The following is an 18,832-nucleotide window of genomic DNA, read 5'->3' on the forward strand; positions in this document are numbered from 1 at the left end:
AATGATATTGCGAGTCATTCTCATTTGCGTTAAGGTTAACGATAAGCGAGCTCGAACGAGAGCACGTTTCGTCAACACTCAACAACAACACCGTCGAACAATCATGTCATTTCGGCCTCGCAGCGCTGCCGTTCGGTCTATTTATCCGATTGCCGCTCCATCTTCCGTTGCTCTCAAACCTTTATTGATCGCGGTACGCACGGCCTTTGTCGGTTTGTTGGCGACGGGCCTCGGTACCGTCGCCTGCGCGCAGGCGTCCGCGGACTCGGTGACGAGCCCGAGCGATTCGCGCAACACGCTCCCTGCGGTCGTAATCAAGACCGACGCAGTGGCGGATGAGCCGGTCAAACCCTACGCGGGCGGGCAGATCGCCCAGGGCGGGCGGCTGGGATTGCTCGGCAACAAAAGCGCAATGGATACGCCGTTCAGCGTGAGCAACTACACGTCGCAGCGCCTGGACGATCAACAGGCGCCCACGCTCGGCGATGCGCTGAACAAAGACCCATCGATTCGTTTCACTGGGCAAACGGGCGGTGTGACCGATTCCTTTTATATCCGCGGCTTTCCAGTCAACGAAGGCAACCTGAGCGATTTCGCATTCGACGGCGTATATGGCGTGGTGCCGAATTATCACGTCTTCACCGAATACGTCGAGCGTGTCGATGTGCTCAAGGGGCCGGCGGCGCTGCTTTACGGCATGTCGCCGAACGGTGGGGTCGGGGGCGTCGTCAACATCGTGCCGAAACGGCCGCTCGCGAAAGACCTCACCCGGTTCACGGCCGACTACACCTCCGATTCGCAAGTGGGCGGCCATATTGATATGAGCCGGCGGTTCGGCAGCGAACGACAGTTCGGCATCCGTTTCAACGGGCTGCATCGCCAAGGCGGCACACCGCTCGATAACCAGCGTTCCCGCGCGGAGGTCGGCGCCTTGTCGCTCGATTATCAGGGCGAGCGCTTGCGGGCGACGCTCGATGTCATCGAGCAATATCAATGGATCGATGCGCCCACACGGCCTTTCCTCGTGACATCGGGCATCGCGGTGCCGTCTGCCGCCGACGGCCGGCGCAACGTCACGCAATCGTGGGGCTGGTGGAAATCCTACGATCAGTCGACGCTGTTGCGTGCCGAATACGACGTGAACAGCAACGTGACGGTATTCGCCGATGCAGGCGGCGCCAAGACCGACGTTGCACGGCTGTCCGACCAGACGCCGACGATCATCGATGCCGCGGGCGATACGCGCTCGACGCCGCAGAACTGGAAATTCCAGGTCAACCGCTGGAGCGCCGACACGGGCTTGCGCGCCCACTTCGATACGGGTCCGGTCAAGCATGCGCTGACGCTGCAGGCGAGTCTCTATCAGGATCGTCTCGCGCAGACGAGCAATTCCGGCACCGCGATTCTCTCGAACATTTATTCGCCCGTCGCGAGCCCGGCTCAGGCCATCGCTTCGCCGTCGAGTGCGCCGAAGGTCTCGTCGTCGCAACTGACGGGCGTGGCGCTCGCGGATACGCTGAGCGTCTTGAACGATCGGGTCCAGCTCACGGCCGGCGTGCGCCATCAGCAAGTCGAGTCGGACAACTTCAGCGCAGCCACTGGCGCCAAGACGACATCCTACGACAAGAGTGCGGTGACGCCGTTGGTGGGGATCGTCTTCAAACCCGTGCAGAACGTTTCGCTTTACGCGAACTATATCGAAGGGCTCAGCAAGGGCGACATTGCGCCGGCTGCCGCTTCGAACGCAGGCCAGGTGTTCGCGCCGTACAAGACGAAGCAGCACGAGGTCGGCGTAAAAGTCGACTTCAAGAACGTGATGGCGACGCTCGCGGCATTTCGAATCACGAAGCCCAGTGGTCAATTGTCAGGGACGGTGTTTACCGTCGATAGCGAGCAGCGCAATCAAGGGCTCGAGCTCACCGTAGCAGGCGAGCCGATCAGAGGCGTTCGCGTGCTCGGCGGCGCGACGCTGCTCGACGCGAAGCTGACCAGGACCGCCAGCGCCGCGACGACGGGCAATCGGCCCGTGGGTGTACCGACCTGGATGGCGAATGTGGGCGCCGAATGGGATCTGCCGTGGGTCGCGGGCTTGACGCTCACAGGAGGCGTGAATTTCACGGGGCGCGAGTATGTGAATCAGGCGAACACGCAGTCGGTACCGGGCTGGACGACGGTCGATTTCGGCACGCGATATACGACTGCCATTCACGGTAAAACCACCACCTTTCGTGCCGGCGTGTTGAATGCCTTCAACCGGAAGTATTGGTCTGGCGTCGCCTCTTTCGGCACGATCTCGCTCGGCGCACCGCGAACACTGTTCGCCTCCGCCACCGTGGATTTCTGATCGCGGCGATGGGAATACGGATGCAAACTCATCGCTCGCATCGGCAAGACCGAACGCAAGGCGTCCAGGTGTTCGAACCTGCCTCGCTGCGTCCCATTTTGGCGCCGGCGCTCGACCGTCTCGTGCACGGCGCGCCGCAAGCGCTGGGCGACATGACGCGGCAGTATGGCTCTCCACTCAACGTCGTGGTACCGGGCACGCTGGCTCGCAACGTCGACGCGTTTCGCGCGGTGCTGCGCCGGCACGATCTGCGCTTCGAGATTCTTTACGGCGCGAAGGTCAACAAGTCGCCCGCGCTCGTGCGTGCGGCGGTCGACGCAGGCATCGGGGTTGACGTATCGAGCCTCTACGAAATGCGCGATGCGCTGCGCGCCGGGATCGACCCGGCCCGGTTGTGTGCGACGGGCCCCGCGAAGACACGAGTCTTTCACATGGCATTGGTCGCCAATGCAGCGTTGATATCGGTCGATTCGAGCGAGGAGCTGGCAGACCTCGAAACGATCGTCCGCGAGATCGAACCCGACCGGCCCGCGCGCGTACTGTTGCGCTATCGCCCTGAAGAAGCGCCGGCGAGCCGCTTCGGTATGAACGCGGCGGATCTGCTCGCCTGCATGAAGCGGTTGGCTCTGCAAAGCAATTCATTTTCTTTCGAGGGCTTTCATTTCCATCTCGGCGGATATCGTTACGAGACGCGGGCCAGCGCCATGCGCCAACTCGTTCATTTCGTCGATGCGGCTCGCGCGATGGGCCTCGTGCCGAAGATCGTCGATATCGGCGGCGGAATGCCCGTCGGATACGTCGATAGTGAGGAGTACGAAGCGTTCGTTCGTGCACAGGACCCGAGTCACTACCGCAACGGCAAGATCCCCGCATCGTTTTATCCCTATGGCGGCCCGATCGGTGCCTGCGAGTGGCTGGACCGGTTGCTCGACTCGCCCTGCACGGACGGTATGTCCATCGCACGGTATCTGAATGCGCAAGGCCTGACGCTGGCGATCGAGCCGGGAAGAAGCCTGGCCGACCAGACGGCCGTATCGATTTTTCGCATTACCCGTGTCAAGGCGCAGGCGGCGGGCGAGGCCGTCGTCTTCGTCGAAGGCAGCAGCTTCAGCGCTTGCGAAACGTGGTTCGGCTCGGAGTTCCTGGTGGACCCGATCGTCGTATCGGTGAATCCCACCGACGATGAAACGCGGACCGCGGTACCGGTGCGCGCCTGGATCGCCGGACACAGCTGTCTCGATGAAGACGTCTTGACGAATCGCCTCGTTCATTTTTCGAGAAGACCCCAAGCCGGGGATCTGCTGGTCTATGCCAACACAGCCGGCTACCAGATGGATCTGCTCGAAAACGAATTTCACCGCCATCCCATGCCGCGCCGGATTGCCGTGGCATTTGACGCCACGGGCGGCATGGACATTTCACCTGACGATCGAATGGAGAATCGGAATGATTTTGAATAAAGTCACCGACCTGATCGGAAACACACCTGTCCTGAGCATTTCTGTTCCAGCCCGGCAGGCAAGGCTGCTGCTCAAGATCGAGAAGAACAACCCCGGTGGGAGCATCAAGGACCGCATGGCGCGCAATATGATCGTCGCCGCGCTCAAATCGGGACGGCTGAGCCCGGGTGGCGTCGTCGTGGAGTCCTCCTCCGGCAATACGGGCATTGGCTTGGCGATCGCCGCCGTCGAGTTCGGTCTGCGCTTCATCGCCATCGTCGATCATCATGCGGCGCCCGACAAAATTGCCGTCATGCGCGCTTTGGGCGCCGACATCCGTTATGTCGAAGGCACCTACCGCGAAGACGAAGTCGCGGTGGTCGAGCGCCAGCGCATGGCCGCGGAGGTAGCGAGCCAGATTCCCGGCGCCGTCTTCATGAATCAATCCGATAACGCGGCCAATGCAGGCGGATATTCGGAGTTCGTGAGGGAAGTCATCGCCGAGGTGGGCGGGGTGGATGCCTATGTGGGCTGTGTCGGGACGGGCGGTTCGATGACTGGCATCGCGCGCGGGCTCAAAGTCCACAACCCGCGCACCACGACCATCGCTGTCGAGCCTGACGGATCGATCGTCTTCGGCCAGCCGGGGCACCCCTACTATCAATCGGGCACCGGCACACCGGCCGGCGATACGGTCGGGCTCGTACTCGATTACAGCTGCATCGACATGGGCGTGCAAGTGGGCGATGCGCAAGCGTTCGAGACCGCCCGCTATATCGCGCGACGCACGGGGTTGCTCGTCGGGGGCTCGACGGGCGGTGTGATCTACAAAGCGCTCGAACTGATCCATAGCGGAACGATCGGCGGCAACGTGCTGGCCGCGGTGGCCGACGGCGGCGAGAAATATCTGAACACGATCTTCAGCGAGACGTGGCTCAGGGAGCGCAATCTGCTCGACGCCGCGGTCTGGGACCAGCTCGATGGCTGGCTGGGACAGGAGCATCCAGCCGAGCCGCCGCGCGACATTCCGCGTTTGCATGCGGTGCAGGCCGCATGACGGCGAGCGAAGCGAATCCCATGTCCACTCTGAACGTGGTGGTATGCGGCGGCGGCCGAACCGGGCATCTCGCGGCGGTACTGTTCAAGCAGATCCCCGGTGTGCGCGTGGCGCTGTTGACGAACAACGAGTATGCGATCGCGCGCGCTCGCGAACTCGAGAACGGCATCGTCGCAGTGCTGCCGGATGGCAGCCGATGCTTCGGTCGCCTGGATGCCATCGCGTGTGACCCCGCCACGGTGCTCCCGGGTGCCGATATCGTCATCGTAACGGTACCGGCGCATGTACGGCCGGCACTCGTGCGGGCCATCGCGCCGCATCTGTCTTCGGACAAGCCCGTATACGTCGGCGCGATCCCCGGCTTCTGCGGCTTCGATTGGCTCGCCGAGCGCGCCTTCGGAGAGCGCCCCAACGTCGTCATCTGGGGAATGAAGGATGTCGCGCATATCGCGTCCGATTTGCAGCCGGGCGAATCGGTCCGCATGGGGGGCGCGAAAAGCGTGCTGCATGTCGCGACGCATGCACGCGAGAGCGATGCGTCGCGCCGTGCCTTGCTGGCGCACTTGCGGCGCCTCTATGCGGCGCCTGTCGAGTTGCTCGACGATTATCTCGAGATCACGCTGACGCCGGGCAATCCGATCATGCACAGCTCGGTGATCTATGGACTCATCGGCCCATACGGTCAGTGGCATGACAAGACGTTTGCCGCCCCGATCTGCTGGTGGACCGATTGCCCCGAGCTCGGCGCCTATTTCCTCGAACGCAGCGACGAAGAGAATCAGTTGCTGTGCAAGACCGTCGAACGCCGCCTGGGCGTAGAGCTTTCTTCGGTCAAACCGTTGAAGCAGGAGATCGTCGAGGCCTATGAACAGCAGATTCGGGACCGCGACACGATGCTGTCGGTGTTGCGCACGAACCGGGCATACAACGGCATCCAGGCTCCATTGATCCGTGCGTCGGATCGCCCGGGGTACGTCATCGACAGGACGCATCGCGCCTTTCACGAAGACGTGGCCTATGGGCTTGCGCTGCTGGTGGAAATGGGCCGCCGCCTCGGCGTTCGCCTGCCTCATATCGAAGAGGTCTTTCGCTGGAGCGTGTCCTACATGGGTGGACTACGCGGCTCCGCGCTCGACTACTTTCCCGAAACCTGGCCCGCCTGACGCAGGACACTTCATGAACAACACGCTTTTGCCATTGCAATCCGACGATGTCCGTTATGCCGAGCGCCATGAGACGGCGCTGAATCTGGCGCGGCGCAATGCGCTGCGGCGCGTGGTGCGCTGCCTTTTCGCCGAGAAAATCATTGCTACGGACAAACTCGTCTTCGCGCCGGTTGGCCCCAGTGCATGGCTGCCGCTCTGGGATACGCGGGCGCTGCTGTTCTTCAGCAATCTCGAATCCGCATTGGCCGATACGTTCGTCAATCACGGCACCGTGACGTTGATCGGTGTCGATGGCACGCGCGAGGAGATTCTCAGCGCGGCACGGTTGATCGATCTGCTACTGCCGCACTTCGACTTCGCGCCGAGCGAGGAGGGGGTAGCCAGGCTCGCGCGCGACATCGCCAACAGCATCGAGAACGACGCACTCGCGCGCGTTCACCGGGACGGTTGGAATGCCGATCTGCGCGCCGACATCGATGCGAGCGCAGCCGCGGGCTTTGCCGACTATCTTCGCAAGCAGCTGAGCGTGCGCGACGCCGCGATATTGCTTGACCAATGGGGCGCGCTCGAGGGCCACCCGTTCTATCCCACGTGGAAGAGCAAACCGGATCTCGATGCGCGGCAAGTCGCGGCGCTTTCGCCCGAATTCAATGCCACCGTGGCAGTGCGCATCGCGGCGCTGCGCGGGGACATGGCTCATATCGAGCGGATGCCGCATGTCGAGAGCTATCACGATTGGTTCGGCGAGAATTTCCCCGAGGTCTGGGCGCGCTGGAAGGACGGCTTGAACGAGAAGGGGCTCGACGAGCGTGCGTGGCTGCCGCTGCCGATTCACGCGTGGCATCTCGAACATTTCGTGCACAAGGAATACGCAGCCGAGATCGAGGAGGGCATACTCATGCTCGACGGCCCCGATATCGAGACGTGGCCGACGATGTCGTTTCGCACCATGATGCCGCGGTTGCCGGGTGCGGTGCCGTTCATCAAGCTGCCTGTCGCGCTTTGGCTGACGAGCGAGCAACGCAGCCTGCAAGCGAAATCGATCCATATGGGGCCGCGCATCAGCACGCTGATCCAGCGCATCCTGGCGGACGAGCGGGGCTTCGACCAAACGCTCGAAATCTTTCCCGAAGAAGTCGCATTTCACTATAAGCATGCTGTGCGGCAGGAGGACAGGCCCGGACGGCATTTGTCGGTCGCGTTCCGCGCGAGCAAGGATGCGTTCGAGCGTTCGGACGGACTGCTGCCGGTCACGGTGGCGTCCTTGCTGAGCGCATCGCCGATCGACGGCCGGCCGCTCGCGGCCGAGTTGATCGAAACGCGCGACGCTCGACGCGCCACGGCGAAAACGGCCGAAACGATCGAAGCGGTCGAAGCGTGGTTCAGGCAGTACGCGCATGTCGTCACGCATCCGGTGATCGGCATCTATCTGCTGTACGGTATCGCGCTCGAGGCGCATCAGCAGAACACATCGGTGCTGTTCGCGGCTGACGGCACCCCGAAGCGCCTGCTGATTCGCGATTTCGGCGACGGACGCACCTACGCGCCGCTACTGGCCGCCCGCGGGCACACGCTCGAGCCTTATGTGCATCCCGGCATCCTGCCCACGGTTTTCGATGGCGATATCGAACCCGTGCGTGCGTTCGTGCTCGATGCGTGCTTCGTCTGCCATCTGCACGAAATGGCGCTGTTGCTCACGCGCGAGTATGGGCTGGCACCCACGCGCTTGTGGGAGATTCTCCATGAGGAAACGGCCCGCTCGTTCGACGCCTTCGCCTCGCGAGTCGATGCGACGCTGTGGGAGACAGAGCGCGCCGCGTTTCTCGAGCACCCGTGGCCGACGCGCTCCGTCTTGCGCATGCATCTGCTGAGATACGCCGACTACCGGCTTCAGCATCATCTGCCCAATCCATTGCGACATGCGATGACGGCGCTTCGCGGGACCGACCGATGACATACGCCGGTGCCTCGCTTGCACCGCCGCGCGCTTCGCGGCTGATTCATGTGCTGTTCGCGATTCAACTCGTCTCCATGGGTGCGATGGAGATGAGCGGCCCGTTCTGGCCGCTTCGTCTCAAGGCACTCAGTACATCGAATCTCGAGTTCGGCTTTGCGGGTGTTGCCGTCTACGTCGGGCCGATGCTCGGCATCATGTTGACCAGTGCGTTGTGGGGCCGCATCGGCGACCGCACCGGGCACAAACTCATGATGATCCGAGCGCTGCTGGGCCTCGCATTGACGCAGCTCGCGCTGGCATGGGCGAGCGATGTCTGGGCGATCCTCGCGCTGCGTTTCGTGCAAGGCGCGTGCGCCGGCTATATTGCGCCGGCCCAGACTTATGGGGTGGGTATCGTTGCGCCGTCGCGGCGCGCGCGGCTCTTTGCGTATCTGCAGGTGTCGACGAATCTCGGCTCGCTGACGGGGGCTGTCGTCGGCGGGCTGATTCTCGATAACGCGACGTTTTTCTGGATCAATTTCGTCGCCGGCCTGCTTTGCTTGTGTTGTGCCATCGCCGTCGCGGTCGTCCTGCCGGATGTGCGTGCACAGCAGCCCGCGCGGACAGATTCCCCCGCACCGGTGCCGGCGGGCGGGGCGGGGACGGGCGCCGCATTTCCTTGGCGCGCATCTCCAATACCGGGCCTGCTCGGCATCGTGGGCATTCTGCTCGTGAGTCGGACGATCACGCAGACACCGTTCTCGCTTTATGTGAGCTCGACATTCAAGGCCGACAACTGGGTCGTCGGCCTGTGCTACGGCATGCTGTCGTTCGGATTCGTCGTTTCCGCCGCCCTCTGGGCCCGTTACTTCGAGAATCGGATGCGCAGCGAGGCGCTGCGCGCCATGACCTTCGTCGCCATCGCATGCATGGCCCTCACGCTGAGCGCGGCGCTCACGCAGCATATCGCCGTTTTCGTGGCGATCCATTTTGCGTGGGGTGTGCTGCTCGGCGCGACGACGCCCGTGCTGATGTCGTTGATCTCGCGCGCCGCCGGAACGGTTCATCAAGGGTATGTGCTCGGCATCGCGCAGAGCGTGACTCAGTTCGCGTCGATCACAGGCATTGCGCTGGGTGGCTGGTTGAGCGACGGCCTGGGCCTGCGATACACCTATTTTTTCGTGGCGGCGGCCTACGCATTCGCCGTGGCTGTCATCCTCGTGCTCTCGCGCGATCGGCATCCTGTCGCACGTGCGCGGGTTTCGGTCCGACAGTAACGGGTTCATGTTTATTCATCGCTATTTCCCGCAATGACACAAAAACGCCAACGGCGCGGCACCTCGATAGCCGCAGTCGCAATTGCCGCGCTCTGCGTCGTGCTCTCGTTATGGTGGTTATCGAAGCCGGCTGCGCAGCCCGCGGAGGCTTCGGCTGTACCGGCCTCCGGTACGCCCGCGCTGCCGACAGTCACGGATTTGCTGGGGCGCCAGGTGCAGGTTCATGTGCCGGTGCGCCGGGTGATCCTCGGCGAGGGGCGTCAGCTCTATCTCGTCGCAGCACTCGATACCGACGATCCGATCAAGCGGATCGTCGGCTGGCGCAAGGACTTGATCCAATCGGATCCGGATACCTGGTCCGCCTACCGGACCAAATTCCCGAAGATCGCGGATATTCCGACGTTCGGCGGATTCGAGGACGGCACCTTCGACATCGAGCAAGCCATTTCGCTCGAGCCCGATGTGATTCTGATGAATATCGAGGCGAAGCGCGCGACCGACGATGCGCGATACACGGAGAAATTGAGCGCGCTGGGCATTCCCGTGGTGTATGTCGATTTTCGTCACCATCCGATCGAAAACACCGAGCCGACGATGCGCCTCATCGGCAAGCTTTTCGGCAAGGAGGCGCGCGCGGAAGCATTCATCGCGTTTCGCAACGAACAGATCCGGCGGGTGACGGACGTCATCGCCGCCCGCCGTCCGGCGAGACCGAACGTGTTCATCGAACGCATCGGCGGCTATACGGAGGACTGTTGCCTCACTTTCGGGAACGAGAACTTCGGCAAGTTCGTCGAAATGGCGGGCGGGCATAACGTCGCCGACGGCATCGTGCGCACGACGTTCGGTCAGTTGAACCCCGAGCAGGTCGTCGCCGCGAACCCCGATCAGGTGATCGTGACGACCGCGAATTGGGAGGCCTTCGTGCCGCATGGACACTGGATCGGTCTGGGCCCGGGCGCGGACATGACCGAAGCCGCGCGCAAGCTCGAGTATTTCACGGCGCGACCGGCTTATGCAGGGACCGCCGCCAACCGAAATCGTGCGTTTCATGCGATCTGGCATCAGTTCTACAACAGCCCATACGATTTCGTGGCGATTCAGCAACTGGCGAAATGGTTTCATCCCGAGCTTTTTGCCGACCTCGATCCCGATGCCACATTCCGCGAATTGCATAAGCGTTTTTTGCCGGTCGATTACAAACCCGGTTATTTCGTCAGCCTGCCCGCGAAGGAGCTTCATCAATGAGTTCGGTGTCCCTGCCCACTACGGTCGAACGTAGCGCCTATCGCGGGCTCGTGCGCCGCAAGCGGCTGCTGCTCGGCATCGTCGCGATCGCGCTGATCGCCAGCGTGCTCTGCGATCTCGCGCTCGGACCGGCAAGCTATCGCCCCGCCGACGTGTTGCGCGCCGTGCTGAGTCCCGCCTCGGTACCGGATCAACTGCGCGTCGTGCTGTGGGAGATTCGCATGCCGGTGGCCTTGATGGCGGTGGCCGTCGGCGCTGCCTTGTCGCTGGCCGGTGCGCAGATGCAGACCATCCTCAACAATCCGCTTGCCAGTCCATTCACGTTGGGCATCTCCGCGGCAGCCAGTTTCGGTGCCGCGCTGGGGCTGGCGTTCGGCATCAAGCTGCTGCCCGTGGCTGTCGACTACATCGTGCCGCTCAATGCGTTCGCCATGGCACTCGTTTCGGCGATGCTGATTCATTTGCTCAGCACGCGGCGCGGCGTCACGGCCGAAACCATCGTGCTGCTCGGCATTGCACTCGTGTTCACCTTCAATGCCCTGCTTGCGCTCGTGCAGTATCTGGCGACCGAGCAGGCCGTGGCCGCCGTCGTGTTCTGGACGATGGGCAGCCTCACCAAGGCCACGTGGGCGAAACTCGGCATCGTCAGCGCGGCGATCCTCGTCATGTTGCCGATCTTCGCGCGACGCGTATGGCAATTGACGGCGCTGCGGCTCGGCGACGACAAGGCGGCAAGCTTCGGGATCGACGTCCCGCGGCTGCGCTTGCAGACGCTCGTCATGGTCAGCGTGCTGGCGGCGTTTCCGGTCGCTTTCGTCGGCGTCATCGGTTTCGTCGGGCTCGTCGGGCCGCATATCGCCCGCATGCTCGTCGGCGAGGATCAACGCTTTTTCCTGCCGGCCTCGGTGCTGACAGGTGCGTTGATGCTCTCGGCAAGCTCGGTGGTCAGCAAGACCATCGTGCCGGGCGCGATCTTTCCGATTGGGGTGGTCACGTCCCTCGTCGGCGTGCCGTTTTTCATTTCGCTGATTCTGAGCCGCAAGAGGAACACATGGTGAAGCTATCGCTCGAGGGTGTCGGCGCCGCGTACGGCGCCCGCCGGATTCTTTCCGATGTCAGCACGCCCGTGTTCAAGGGCTCCGAAGTGATCGCGGTCGTGGGGCCGAATGCAGCCGGCAAATCGACGCTGTTCAAACGCATCGCGGGGCTCGTCGATGGGCCCGGCGAGGTGCGGATAGAGGGGTCGCGTCGCGGCATGGACGGCATCTGCTACATGCCGCAGGACTCGGTTGCCACCGCTCGGCTGACTGTCTACGAATCCGTGCTGCTGGCGCGCAAACAGCGCCAGCCGACATGGACCGTGCATGAAGACGATCTCGCGCTGATCGACACCGTCATGGCATCGATCGGCATCGGCGAGCTTGCGTTTCGCCATCTGGACGAGTTGAGCGGCGGACAGCGTCAGCTCGTTTCGATTGCCCAGACGCTCGCGCGCGAGCCCGAAATCATGCTGATGGACGAACCGACGAGTGCGCTCGATATGCGCAGGCAGTTTCAGGTGCTCGGCTTCATCCGGAACATTGCGAAGGCGCGGGGCATGATCGTGTTGATCGCGCTGCACGATTTGAATCAGGCATTGCGCTTCGCCGATCAAGTGCTCGTGATCGCTGACGGCACTGCGCGCGCCAGCGGCCCCTGCGAAGACGTCATCACAGGCCAGATGCTGCGTGACGTGTACCGGATCGAGGCGCGCGTGGAGCGCTGCTCGATGGGGGCGCGACACGTCATCGTCGATGGTGCCCTGCACGATCTGGCAGTGGCGTGACGCATCGAACACGCACGGCCTGCGCCTTAGCGACTTTCGTTCGATCCGGCGGTCCGGCGGTCCGGCGGTCCGGCGATTCCACCACGGAGGGCGAATGACCATCGAAATGCCCACTGAACCCGCATACTGCGTAGCGCTCAAGCCAGTCTCGTTTCTGCGGGCGTCGGAGATCGTCGACGAGGGCGACGTCTGCCGTCTCGCGTTGGCGATTCGCAATGTCGGCGACTGGACGACGCCGATTCCGATCGAGAAGGAGTCGGGGATCGTGATGGACGGCAATCACCGGCTACGCGCCGCGGCTGTGCTCGAGCTTCGCTATCTGCCATGCGTGCTGCTCGACTATCGAGACCCGAGAGTCTCGGTTACGCACTGGCAGACAGGCGAGCCGTTTTGCGTCCGTCATATCTGCAAGCGGATCTTGCAGGACAAGCTTCTTTTTCCGTATAAAACGACGCGCCACAGCTTTGCCCCTCGGCTTCCCTGCACGGAGATACCTTTGTCGCTGCTGCGCGGCGCCGTCTGATTCCCTGGGGCCCGCATGGCGGCGGCAGACGAACGATGCGCGGCGCAATTTTTGCAAAGCCTTCGACGGACAGTTGCTGGACAATCGCTTTGCTGTTCCAACGATCTCAGGAGGCGTCAAATGCTGGACCACGTTTCTATCGGCGTACGGAATATCGCGAAGGCCAAATTGTTCTACGACGCGGCGCTCGGTGCGCTCGGGTATCGCTGCTTGCGCGAGGCTGCCGACTCGCTCGGATATGGCGCGGATTCCCCGAGGTTCTGGATATCCCCCACCGATCACCCCGTCGATCCCGATATGCGCACCGGGCTGCATTTTTGCTTTACCGCACCGGACCGTGCGAGTGTCGACGCATTTTATAAACAGGCGCTGGAGGCGGGCGGACGCGACAACGGCAAGCCCGGCATACGCGATCTCTACGCGCCGGATTACTATGCCGCTTTTGTCATCGATCCGGATGGATATCGGATCGAGGCTTACTGCGGCGGGCAATAGCGGGACTTGCCACCCGCTGCAATTTCGTTCAAGACGGCCAACGCCCCCTTCGTCACGATACGGACTTTCCGTATCGGCAGAGGAGGCGATTCGATGTATTTTCGACATGCTCGAGAGATCTGGGAGGATCATCCCGCTCTGGTTCCCGGCGTGCTGTTGGCGCCGGAAATCACCGACGGCGTCGACGTCGATGGACGCATCGCAAGGTTTCAAGGGATGGCCCGGTCGCGGCTGAGTCAGGTGGCGGAAGGCGAATGGCCGGAGATCCAGGCCTGGCGGCGGGCTTTTGCCAAGATGGGATGCAAGCCCACGCAATACCGCTGCGCCGCCGAATCGTTGCTTCGGCGTTTCCGAAAGGACGGCGCTTTGCCGCGGCTTCATCCGCTGGTCGATCTATGCAACGCGATCTCGCTCGCGTTCGCGGTTCCGATCGCAGTATTCGACGTCTCACGCGTTGCGCAGTATCTCGAGGTCCGCTTTGCGGCGGGCGACGAACACTATCTGTCCTTTTCCGGCGAACTCGAGTCGCCCGAGCCCGGCGAGGTGATCTTTGCGGATGAGGCGGCGTGCGCGCACGCTCGACGCTGGACACATCGGCAAAGCGCGGCTTCAGCGGTTCGTTCGGATACCCAGCTCGTATTGATCGTTATCGAAGCGCTTCATGCCACGGCGATGACGGACATTGGCACGGTGCTCGATGTCCTGGCTCGTGAGGTAAGCGAGCTATGGACTGCGCCGAAGGCGCAGGCGATCTTGACGAAGACATCGCCCGCTTTCGAGTTTTAAACGCCGATTCGGATTTTCTTCACGATGCGATTGAAGCGGTTCCGTCGCTATTGGGCTTTTGTCATATGAAAATGGCGAAACCCTCTGCGCCGATGAAAGGTGAGGACGCTATTCAGCGTTCGTGGAATTCCGCGATCCTGCTCGCTACCGGGGAGCCCAGTGGGTTGGGGCTTTCGACGCTAGGGGGCTAAATCATTTCTCCGCGCTGCCGATAAGGCATTCCTTAGCGTGGAGAAGAATCTTGAGACTGCTCGCCAGCGTTTTCGTCGTGACCGCTTTTGCCGGTTGCGCCCAGTTGCAGGCAATGCGCCCAGATGCCGGCAATGCCGACGCCAAAACGCAGCCTGCTTCGGCGAGCGTCGTCGACCTCGTCATTCCACCGGATGCGCTCGGGGCGCGCGATCCGCAATTGAGCGAGGTGCTTGCCAAGGTTGGCGCCGTGGCCGCAAAGCAGCCGCAGCCGACGACGATCGTCGTTGCCGCGCTGGCGCAGGATTTCGGCTACCTCGATCAGGCAGTACGACGAGGCATCCCGCCTCAGCGCGCCGGGGTCGTTCGCATCGATAACGTGGCGACGGGAAGTTGCCAACCCTATAGCGTCAGGGTCAAGCCGACCGAGTGACAGGAGACGATTCATGTTGCGATTCACGATTGCTCTTGCACTCCTGCACGCCTCGCAATGCACATTCGCGGCACCGGGCAGCACGGACGCTACGCCCGTCGCTACGACGGCGGGCGCACCGGCCATGAAATTCGTCGCGCCTGCCGATCCCGACAAACTGCTGCCGCCCTTGCCGCCGCTCGCGTCGTTGCCGACATCGGCCGCGCAGGATGTCGAGGATCTGAAGGACGACGCTCCCGTCCCGCGCGGCACTCATCGTTCCAAAAAGGCGTTGCGCGCACGCGCTCATTCCACCAAGCCCGCCGAGATCGTCGTGCGCACGGTGGTCGGCCCGGAGTCGCGCGCCTACCTCGCGTCGATGTCCAGCAAGCTCGATGCGGTATTGCGCGGGACCGCGAACGATGCGCGTTCGGCGGCCGACGCCGTATCCGTTGCCATGACGCGATGATTCGCCGCCGCCAGCGCCAGGGGAGCCTATTGCGATGAAGAACCTTTTACCGGCTAGCCGCCGTTGCCGAAACTCGGTATGGATGCGCCTTGCGCTCGCGCTTGCCTGCACGGTCGCATTGAACGGCGCTGTCCACGCCGAGGCGGACTGCTATGAGCAGGCCGGCGCTTATCAGGGCGTCAATCCGCTGATCCTGCGAGCGATCGTTTGGTTCGAATCGAAAGGCAATCCGGAGGCCGTGCACCGCAACACGGACGGCAGCGTCGATATCGGAGAGGCGCAGATCAACTCGATTCACTTCAATGAGTTGCGCCGCAATGGCGTTCCGCCCGGGGCGCTGCGCAATGGCTGCGTGAATGTCTATGTGGCCGCGTGGATGCTCAAGCAGAAAATGCTGCGTCACGGCAATACGTGGCGAGCCATCGGCGCGTATCACTCCGAAACGCCGCGCCTGCGCGATCAATATGCGCGCGACATTCACGCGGTACTCGTTTCGTGGGGCGCTTCCGAATAGCGGCGGCGCTCTTTTGACGCGGGCGAGCCAGAGAGGCGCGACTCGCATGCCGCGAGCCAACGTCTTAGTCGCGCGAGCGCACGCGCCGTGCTCCCGCTTTCGGCGTTTTCGCCGGTTTCGCTGTTTCGGACGCCTCGGTCTGCCGATCCTGCGTGAACGATCGCGCATGCTCGATAAACGCACGCAGCTTCGGCAGTACCTGTTTCCTGTCAGGGAAATAGAGGAACAAACCCGATGTGAGCGGCGCGTGTCTGGCCAGCGCTTCTTCGAGCCGCCCCGAGCTCAAGTGCTCCGCGGCGACGGGCTCCGGCACCTGCGCCAACGCCGCACCGCTTAGCGCGGCCTCCAGCATCGTCGGGAAATCGTGAACGATCAACGAGCCCGACACGCTCAGATCGACCATTTCGCTCCCTTCTTTCAGCCGCCACGTGGCAAGCGCACCGTTGGACCGCCGCAGCCGAATGCACGAATGCGCGGCGAGCTCGGCCGGTGTGCGGGGGCGACCACGCCGTGTGAAATAGGCGGGACTTCCCACCACGATGAATCGAAACGGCGGCGTGAGCCGGATGGCGACCATATCGTTGGCGATCAGCTCGCCCATCCGTATCCCCGCATCGAAACCTTCCTTTGCCAGATCGACGAGCTTTTCGCTGGCGGCAATCTCGACGGCGATATCGGGGTAGGCGGCGCTGAACGAGGCCAGAAGCGGCTGCAATACGAGCGGTACGGCCGCGCGCGGTACCGCGATACGAAGCAGGCCCGACGGTTTTGCGCCGAGTTCGCGGGCGGCATTGCTTGCGGCAAGGATTTCCTGGAACGCGGGCAGGGCGCGCTCGAGAAACCGCTCACCGGCTTCGGTCAGGCCCACGCTGCGCGTCGTGCGCGTGAAAAGCGCGATGCCGACGCGCGCTTCGAGTGCCCGGACGGCTTGGCTCACGGCCGATGGGGTGACGCCGAGATCGGCCGCTGCGCCTCGAAAACTGCGGCGTTCGGCGACACGTACGAATGCCTCGACCCCGTCGAGTGTGCCCCGCTGGACTGCGTAGTCGCGCTTCATGGTCTGCTCGTATTCATTCGATTTGCCGAACGCCAAGTGGACGTAGCTTACGCGCAGCGCGGCAAATGGGGGAGCGCGAGTCTCTACAGACCCTGCCGCTTGACCCAGTTGGGGTCGTAGGTTTCGGCACGCTCGCCCAGCAGCGTCAGAGCCAGGTCGGGATGTATGGCGATCGGCTCGAACTCGGCGCCCTTCGCGTCATAGCTAACGGTGACGTGCGCGATATAACCGCCGCCGTACGCCCAGCCAGCGCCCTTATCTCTCGCGGCTTCCCACCTCTGCTCGAGGGCGGGCGCGTTGAAACGCAATGCGATGCCGTCGCCCAATCGCACCAGATGACAGCCTGCCCGCAGATCGATCGTCACCGGCTCGGTGAGCGGATCGAGCGTCGCGCCAGGGCGTAGCGGATTCGGGCTGCGTACGACCGTAACGTGCATCTTGTCCGGCGGTACCAAGGTCATATCGCTCGTCGATATACCCTGCCCACGCAGCGTTTCGTCAACCAGGTCGAGCAAGCGTTGCGCACTGCCATGTTCGACCTGGCGCGAGATGTATAGACCCTGCTCGGCGTCCTTCCTCAACGCTGCGCCGGCTTCACCATCGGCGGCGTCGGCCACGGACGGTGAACGTCCATGGTCGCGCCGGGGCAGCTGCCGCAAACGGTCCAGGAGAGGATGAGACGCGGGCGCGGACGTCGGCGTCCCGGAATCGTTCGACGTCGTCTCGTTATTATCGTGCGGCGGCGCCGGTCCAGGCCGGGAGGCCCTGTTCCAAGGTAACCAAGACGTCAAGTGGCGGTCCGTAACCGTAGTGGGAAGTCCTGATCCTATCGGCGAGAACCGGCCACTCGAGCGAGCGATGCGAAGCACAGCAGCGCCCAACGAAGGCTCGATACGGCCCTTCGCGCGGGCGGTTCGCCTCCGCGTCGCGCACCAGCAGATGACCTAAGGGCAATCTCCCGTTGACAGAAAAAGTTTTGGCTTCCTATGATTGCATCCAATGCTGCACACAATGAAGCACTCATTAATGTGTGGCAGAGCTATTACTCCATCTGCGGGATTACCCTAGTTCGAGAGGTCAACATGGTTCGGCTGTCTCTTTTTTCGCGTCAACTCCTTCTCTGTGTGGCGGCATCGGTTGCGTTGATGGGCAGCGCGCCGTCGCGGGCCGAGGACGCCAACGCCTGGCAAAGCGTCAAGAAAGCCGGTGTGTTGCGCTGCGGCGCGGCCGTGGCGCCGCCCTATGTCATGCGCGATGCAAAGACGGGGCAGTACAGCGGTTTCTTTTCCGAACTGTGCCGTGACTTCGGGCAGAACGTGCTGAAGGTCAAAGTCGAGTTCGTCGACACCACCTGGGACAACATCGTTGCGGGCTTGCAATCGGACAAGTGGGATTTGTCGATGGCGCTGAACGACACACCCGAGCGTGAAAAGGCCATTTCGTTCTCGACGGCCGCGACCGACTACAACGTCTCGCTCGTCTACAACAAGAACAATCCGAAGCTGCCCAAGGACACCCATTCGCTTGGCGACATCGACAAATCCGGCGTCGTCGTGGCAGTCATGTCGGGCACGGCGCAGGACAAAGCGATCTCAGCCGTGCTGAAGAACGCGCAAATTATGCGGCTTCCGGGCAACGACGAAACGCGTCTGGCATTGATGTCGAGGCGCGCGGATCTGCTCGCGGATGCGAATATCACCAACATGCTGCTGACCGAGGCGCATCCGGACTGGGCGACTGCTCTTCATCCGAATCCGCCACTGGCTCAACAGGAAGTGGCGTTCGGCGTGAGGAAAGACACTTCCGCGGCCGATCTGGCCGTACTCAACGGCTATCTGGAAAAGCAGGTCAAGTCCGGCGCGGTCAATCGCTTGATCAAGACGTCGGTGCAACAAATGCTGGTTCAACAAAAGAATTGAGATCGGTCCCGCGCCGCGTAGCGACGTATTCGCGGTCGCGAGATCGATCGTCGACTCGATATAAGAAAGCACTCCGAGCACAGGGCCAGCCTGGGACAAGAGCGTCGCTGTCACCCATGACTCGATAGCGACGGCTCGACGCATGCCCATCTCAACGACATATCAGTTTGGACTCC

Annotated in this window: 18 protein-coding genes; 16 read left to right on the forward strand and 2 right to left on the reverse strand. The window is 62.6% G+C overall.

All coding sequences use genetic code 11. The features are described 5' to 3' along the window. Positions 1-103 precede the first annotated feature (103 nt). The 15 genes from VGL01_RS20530 (at position 104) to VGL01_RS20600 (ending at position 15,680) form a co-directional block, all read left to right on the forward strand. Positions 104-2,344, forward strand: a complete 2,241-nt coding sequence (locus VGL01_RS20530; protein WP_414720313.1) for a TonB-dependent receptor — start codon at positions 104-106, stop codon at positions 2,342-2,344. A 20-nt stretch (positions 2,345-2,364) separates the two neighbouring features. Continuing rightward, the gene (locus tag VGL01_RS20535; protein WP_331572599.1) at positions 2,365-3,804 is read left to right on the forward strand and encodes a Y4yA family PLP-dependent enzyme; all 1,440 of its coding nucleotides are present in this window, start codon (positions 2,365-2,367) and stop codon (positions 3,802-3,804) included. After that, on the forward strand, positions 3,791-4,840 hold the full coding sequence (locus VGL01_RS20540) for a cysteine synthase family protein (RefSeq protein ID WP_331572601.1): 1,050 nt from the start codon (positions 3,791-3,793) through the stop codon (positions 4,838-4,840). The genes VGL01_RS20535 and VGL01_RS20540 overlap by 14 nt, the downstream gene beginning before the upstream one ends. Positions 4,841-4,860: 20 nt before the next feature. Further along, a complete protein-coding gene (locus VGL01_RS20545) occupies positions 4,861-6,003 on the forward strand; it encodes an NAD/NADP octopine/nopaline dehydrogenase family protein (RefSeq protein WP_331572603.1) in 1,143 nt (380 codons plus the stop codon). 13 nt (positions 6,004-6,016) lie between these two features. Continuing rightward, entirely contained in the window at positions 6,017-7,960 is a 1,944-nt protein-coding gene (locus tag VGL01_RS20550; protein ID WP_331572605.1) for an IucA/IucC family protein, read from the forward strand. Then, positions 7,957-9,219 (forward strand): MFS transporter, encoded by a 1,263-nt coding sequence (locus VGL01_RS20555; protein ID WP_331572607.1) that lies wholly within the window; start codon positions 7,957-7,959, stop codon positions 9,217-9,219. Before VGL01_RS20550 ends, VGL01_RS20555 begins: the two co-directional genes overlap by 4 nt. 33 nt (positions 9,220-9,252) lie before the next feature. Then, positions 9,253-10,467: an ABC transporter substrate-binding protein gene (locus tag VGL01_RS20560; RefSeq protein ID WP_331572609.1), complete on the forward strand. Its 1,215-nt coding sequence runs from the start codon at positions 9,253-9,255 to the stop codon at positions 10,465-10,467. Beyond that, on the forward strand, positions 10,464-11,525 hold the full coding sequence (locus tag VGL01_RS20565) for an iron ABC transporter permease (protein WP_331572611.1): 1,062 nt from the start codon (positions 10,464-10,466) through the stop codon (positions 11,523-11,525). The genes VGL01_RS20560 and VGL01_RS20565 overlap by 4 nt, the downstream gene beginning before the upstream one ends. Next, positions 11,519-12,292 (forward strand): ABC transporter ATP-binding protein, encoded by a 774-nt coding sequence (locus tag VGL01_RS20570; protein WP_331572613.1) that lies wholly within the window; start codon positions 11,519-11,521, stop codon positions 12,290-12,292. Before VGL01_RS20565 ends, VGL01_RS20570 begins: the two co-directional genes overlap by 7 nt. A 94-nt stretch (positions 12,293-12,386) precedes the next feature. Beyond that, positions 12,387-12,815: a transcriptional regulator gene (locus tag VGL01_RS20575; protein WP_331572615.1), complete on the forward strand. Its 429-nt coding sequence runs from the start codon at positions 12,387-12,389 to the stop codon at positions 12,813-12,815. 120 nt (positions 12,816-12,935) lie between these two features. Continuing rightward, complete coding sequence (locus VGL01_RS20580) at positions 12,936-13,310, forward strand: VOC family protein (RefSeq protein WP_331572617.1); 375 nt, start codon at positions 12,936-12,938, stop codon at positions 13,308-13,310. A 93-nt stretch (positions 13,311-13,403) separates the two neighbouring features. Then, on the forward strand, positions 13,404-14,096 hold the full coding sequence (locus tag VGL01_RS20585) for a B3/B4 domain-containing protein (protein WP_331572619.1): 693 nt from the start codon (positions 13,404-13,406) through the stop codon (positions 14,094-14,096). A 241-nt stretch (positions 14,097-14,337) separates the two neighbouring features. Continuing rightward, entirely contained in the window at positions 14,338-14,718 is a 381-nt protein-coding gene (locus VGL01_RS20590) for a hypothetical protein (protein ID WP_331572621.1), read from the forward strand. A gap of 13 nt (positions 14,719-14,731) precedes the next feature. Next, positions 14,732-15,166 carry a hypothetical protein gene (locus VGL01_RS20595; RefSeq protein WP_331572623.1) on the forward strand — a complete coding sequence of 145 codons (435 nt, stop codon included), beginning with the start codon at positions 14,732-14,734 and terminating at the stop codon, positions 15,164-15,166. A gap of 34 nt (positions 15,167-15,200) precedes the next feature. Then, positions 15,201-15,680: a lytic transglycosylase domain-containing protein gene (locus VGL01_RS20600; protein ID WP_331572625.1), complete on the forward strand. Its 480-nt coding sequence runs from the start codon at positions 15,201-15,203 to the stop codon at positions 15,678-15,680. Between the two features lie 64 nt (positions 15,681-15,744). On the opposite strand, the gene VGL01_RS20605 is transcribed toward VGL01_RS20600, so the two are convergent. After that, complete coding sequence (locus tag VGL01_RS20605; RefSeq protein ID WP_331572627.1) at positions 15,745-16,737, reverse strand: LysR family transcriptional regulator; 993 nt, start codon at positions 16,735-16,737, stop codon at positions 15,745-15,747. A gap of 83 nt (positions 16,738-16,820) precedes the next feature. Further along, positions 16,821-17,354, reverse strand: coding sequence for a hypothetical protein (locus VGL01_RS20610; protein ID WP_331572629.1), 534 nt, complete (start codon positions 17,352-17,354; stop codon positions 16,821-16,823). 465 nt (positions 17,355-17,819) lie between these two features. Here VGL01_RS20610 and VGL01_RS20615 point away from each other — a divergent pair, with 465 nt between their 5' ends. Next, positions 17,820-18,656 (forward strand): substrate-binding periplasmic protein, encoded by an 837-nt coding sequence (locus VGL01_RS20615; RefSeq protein ID WP_331572631.1) that lies wholly within the window; start codon positions 17,820-17,822, stop codon positions 18,654-18,656. Positions 18,657-18,832: the final 176 nt, after the last annotated feature.

The sequence above is a fragment of the Trinickia sp. genome (assembly GCF_036503415.1).
In the GTDB taxonomy this organism is placed as follows: domain Bacteria; phylum Pseudomonadota; class Gammaproteobacteria; order Burkholderiales; family Burkholderiaceae; genus Trinickia.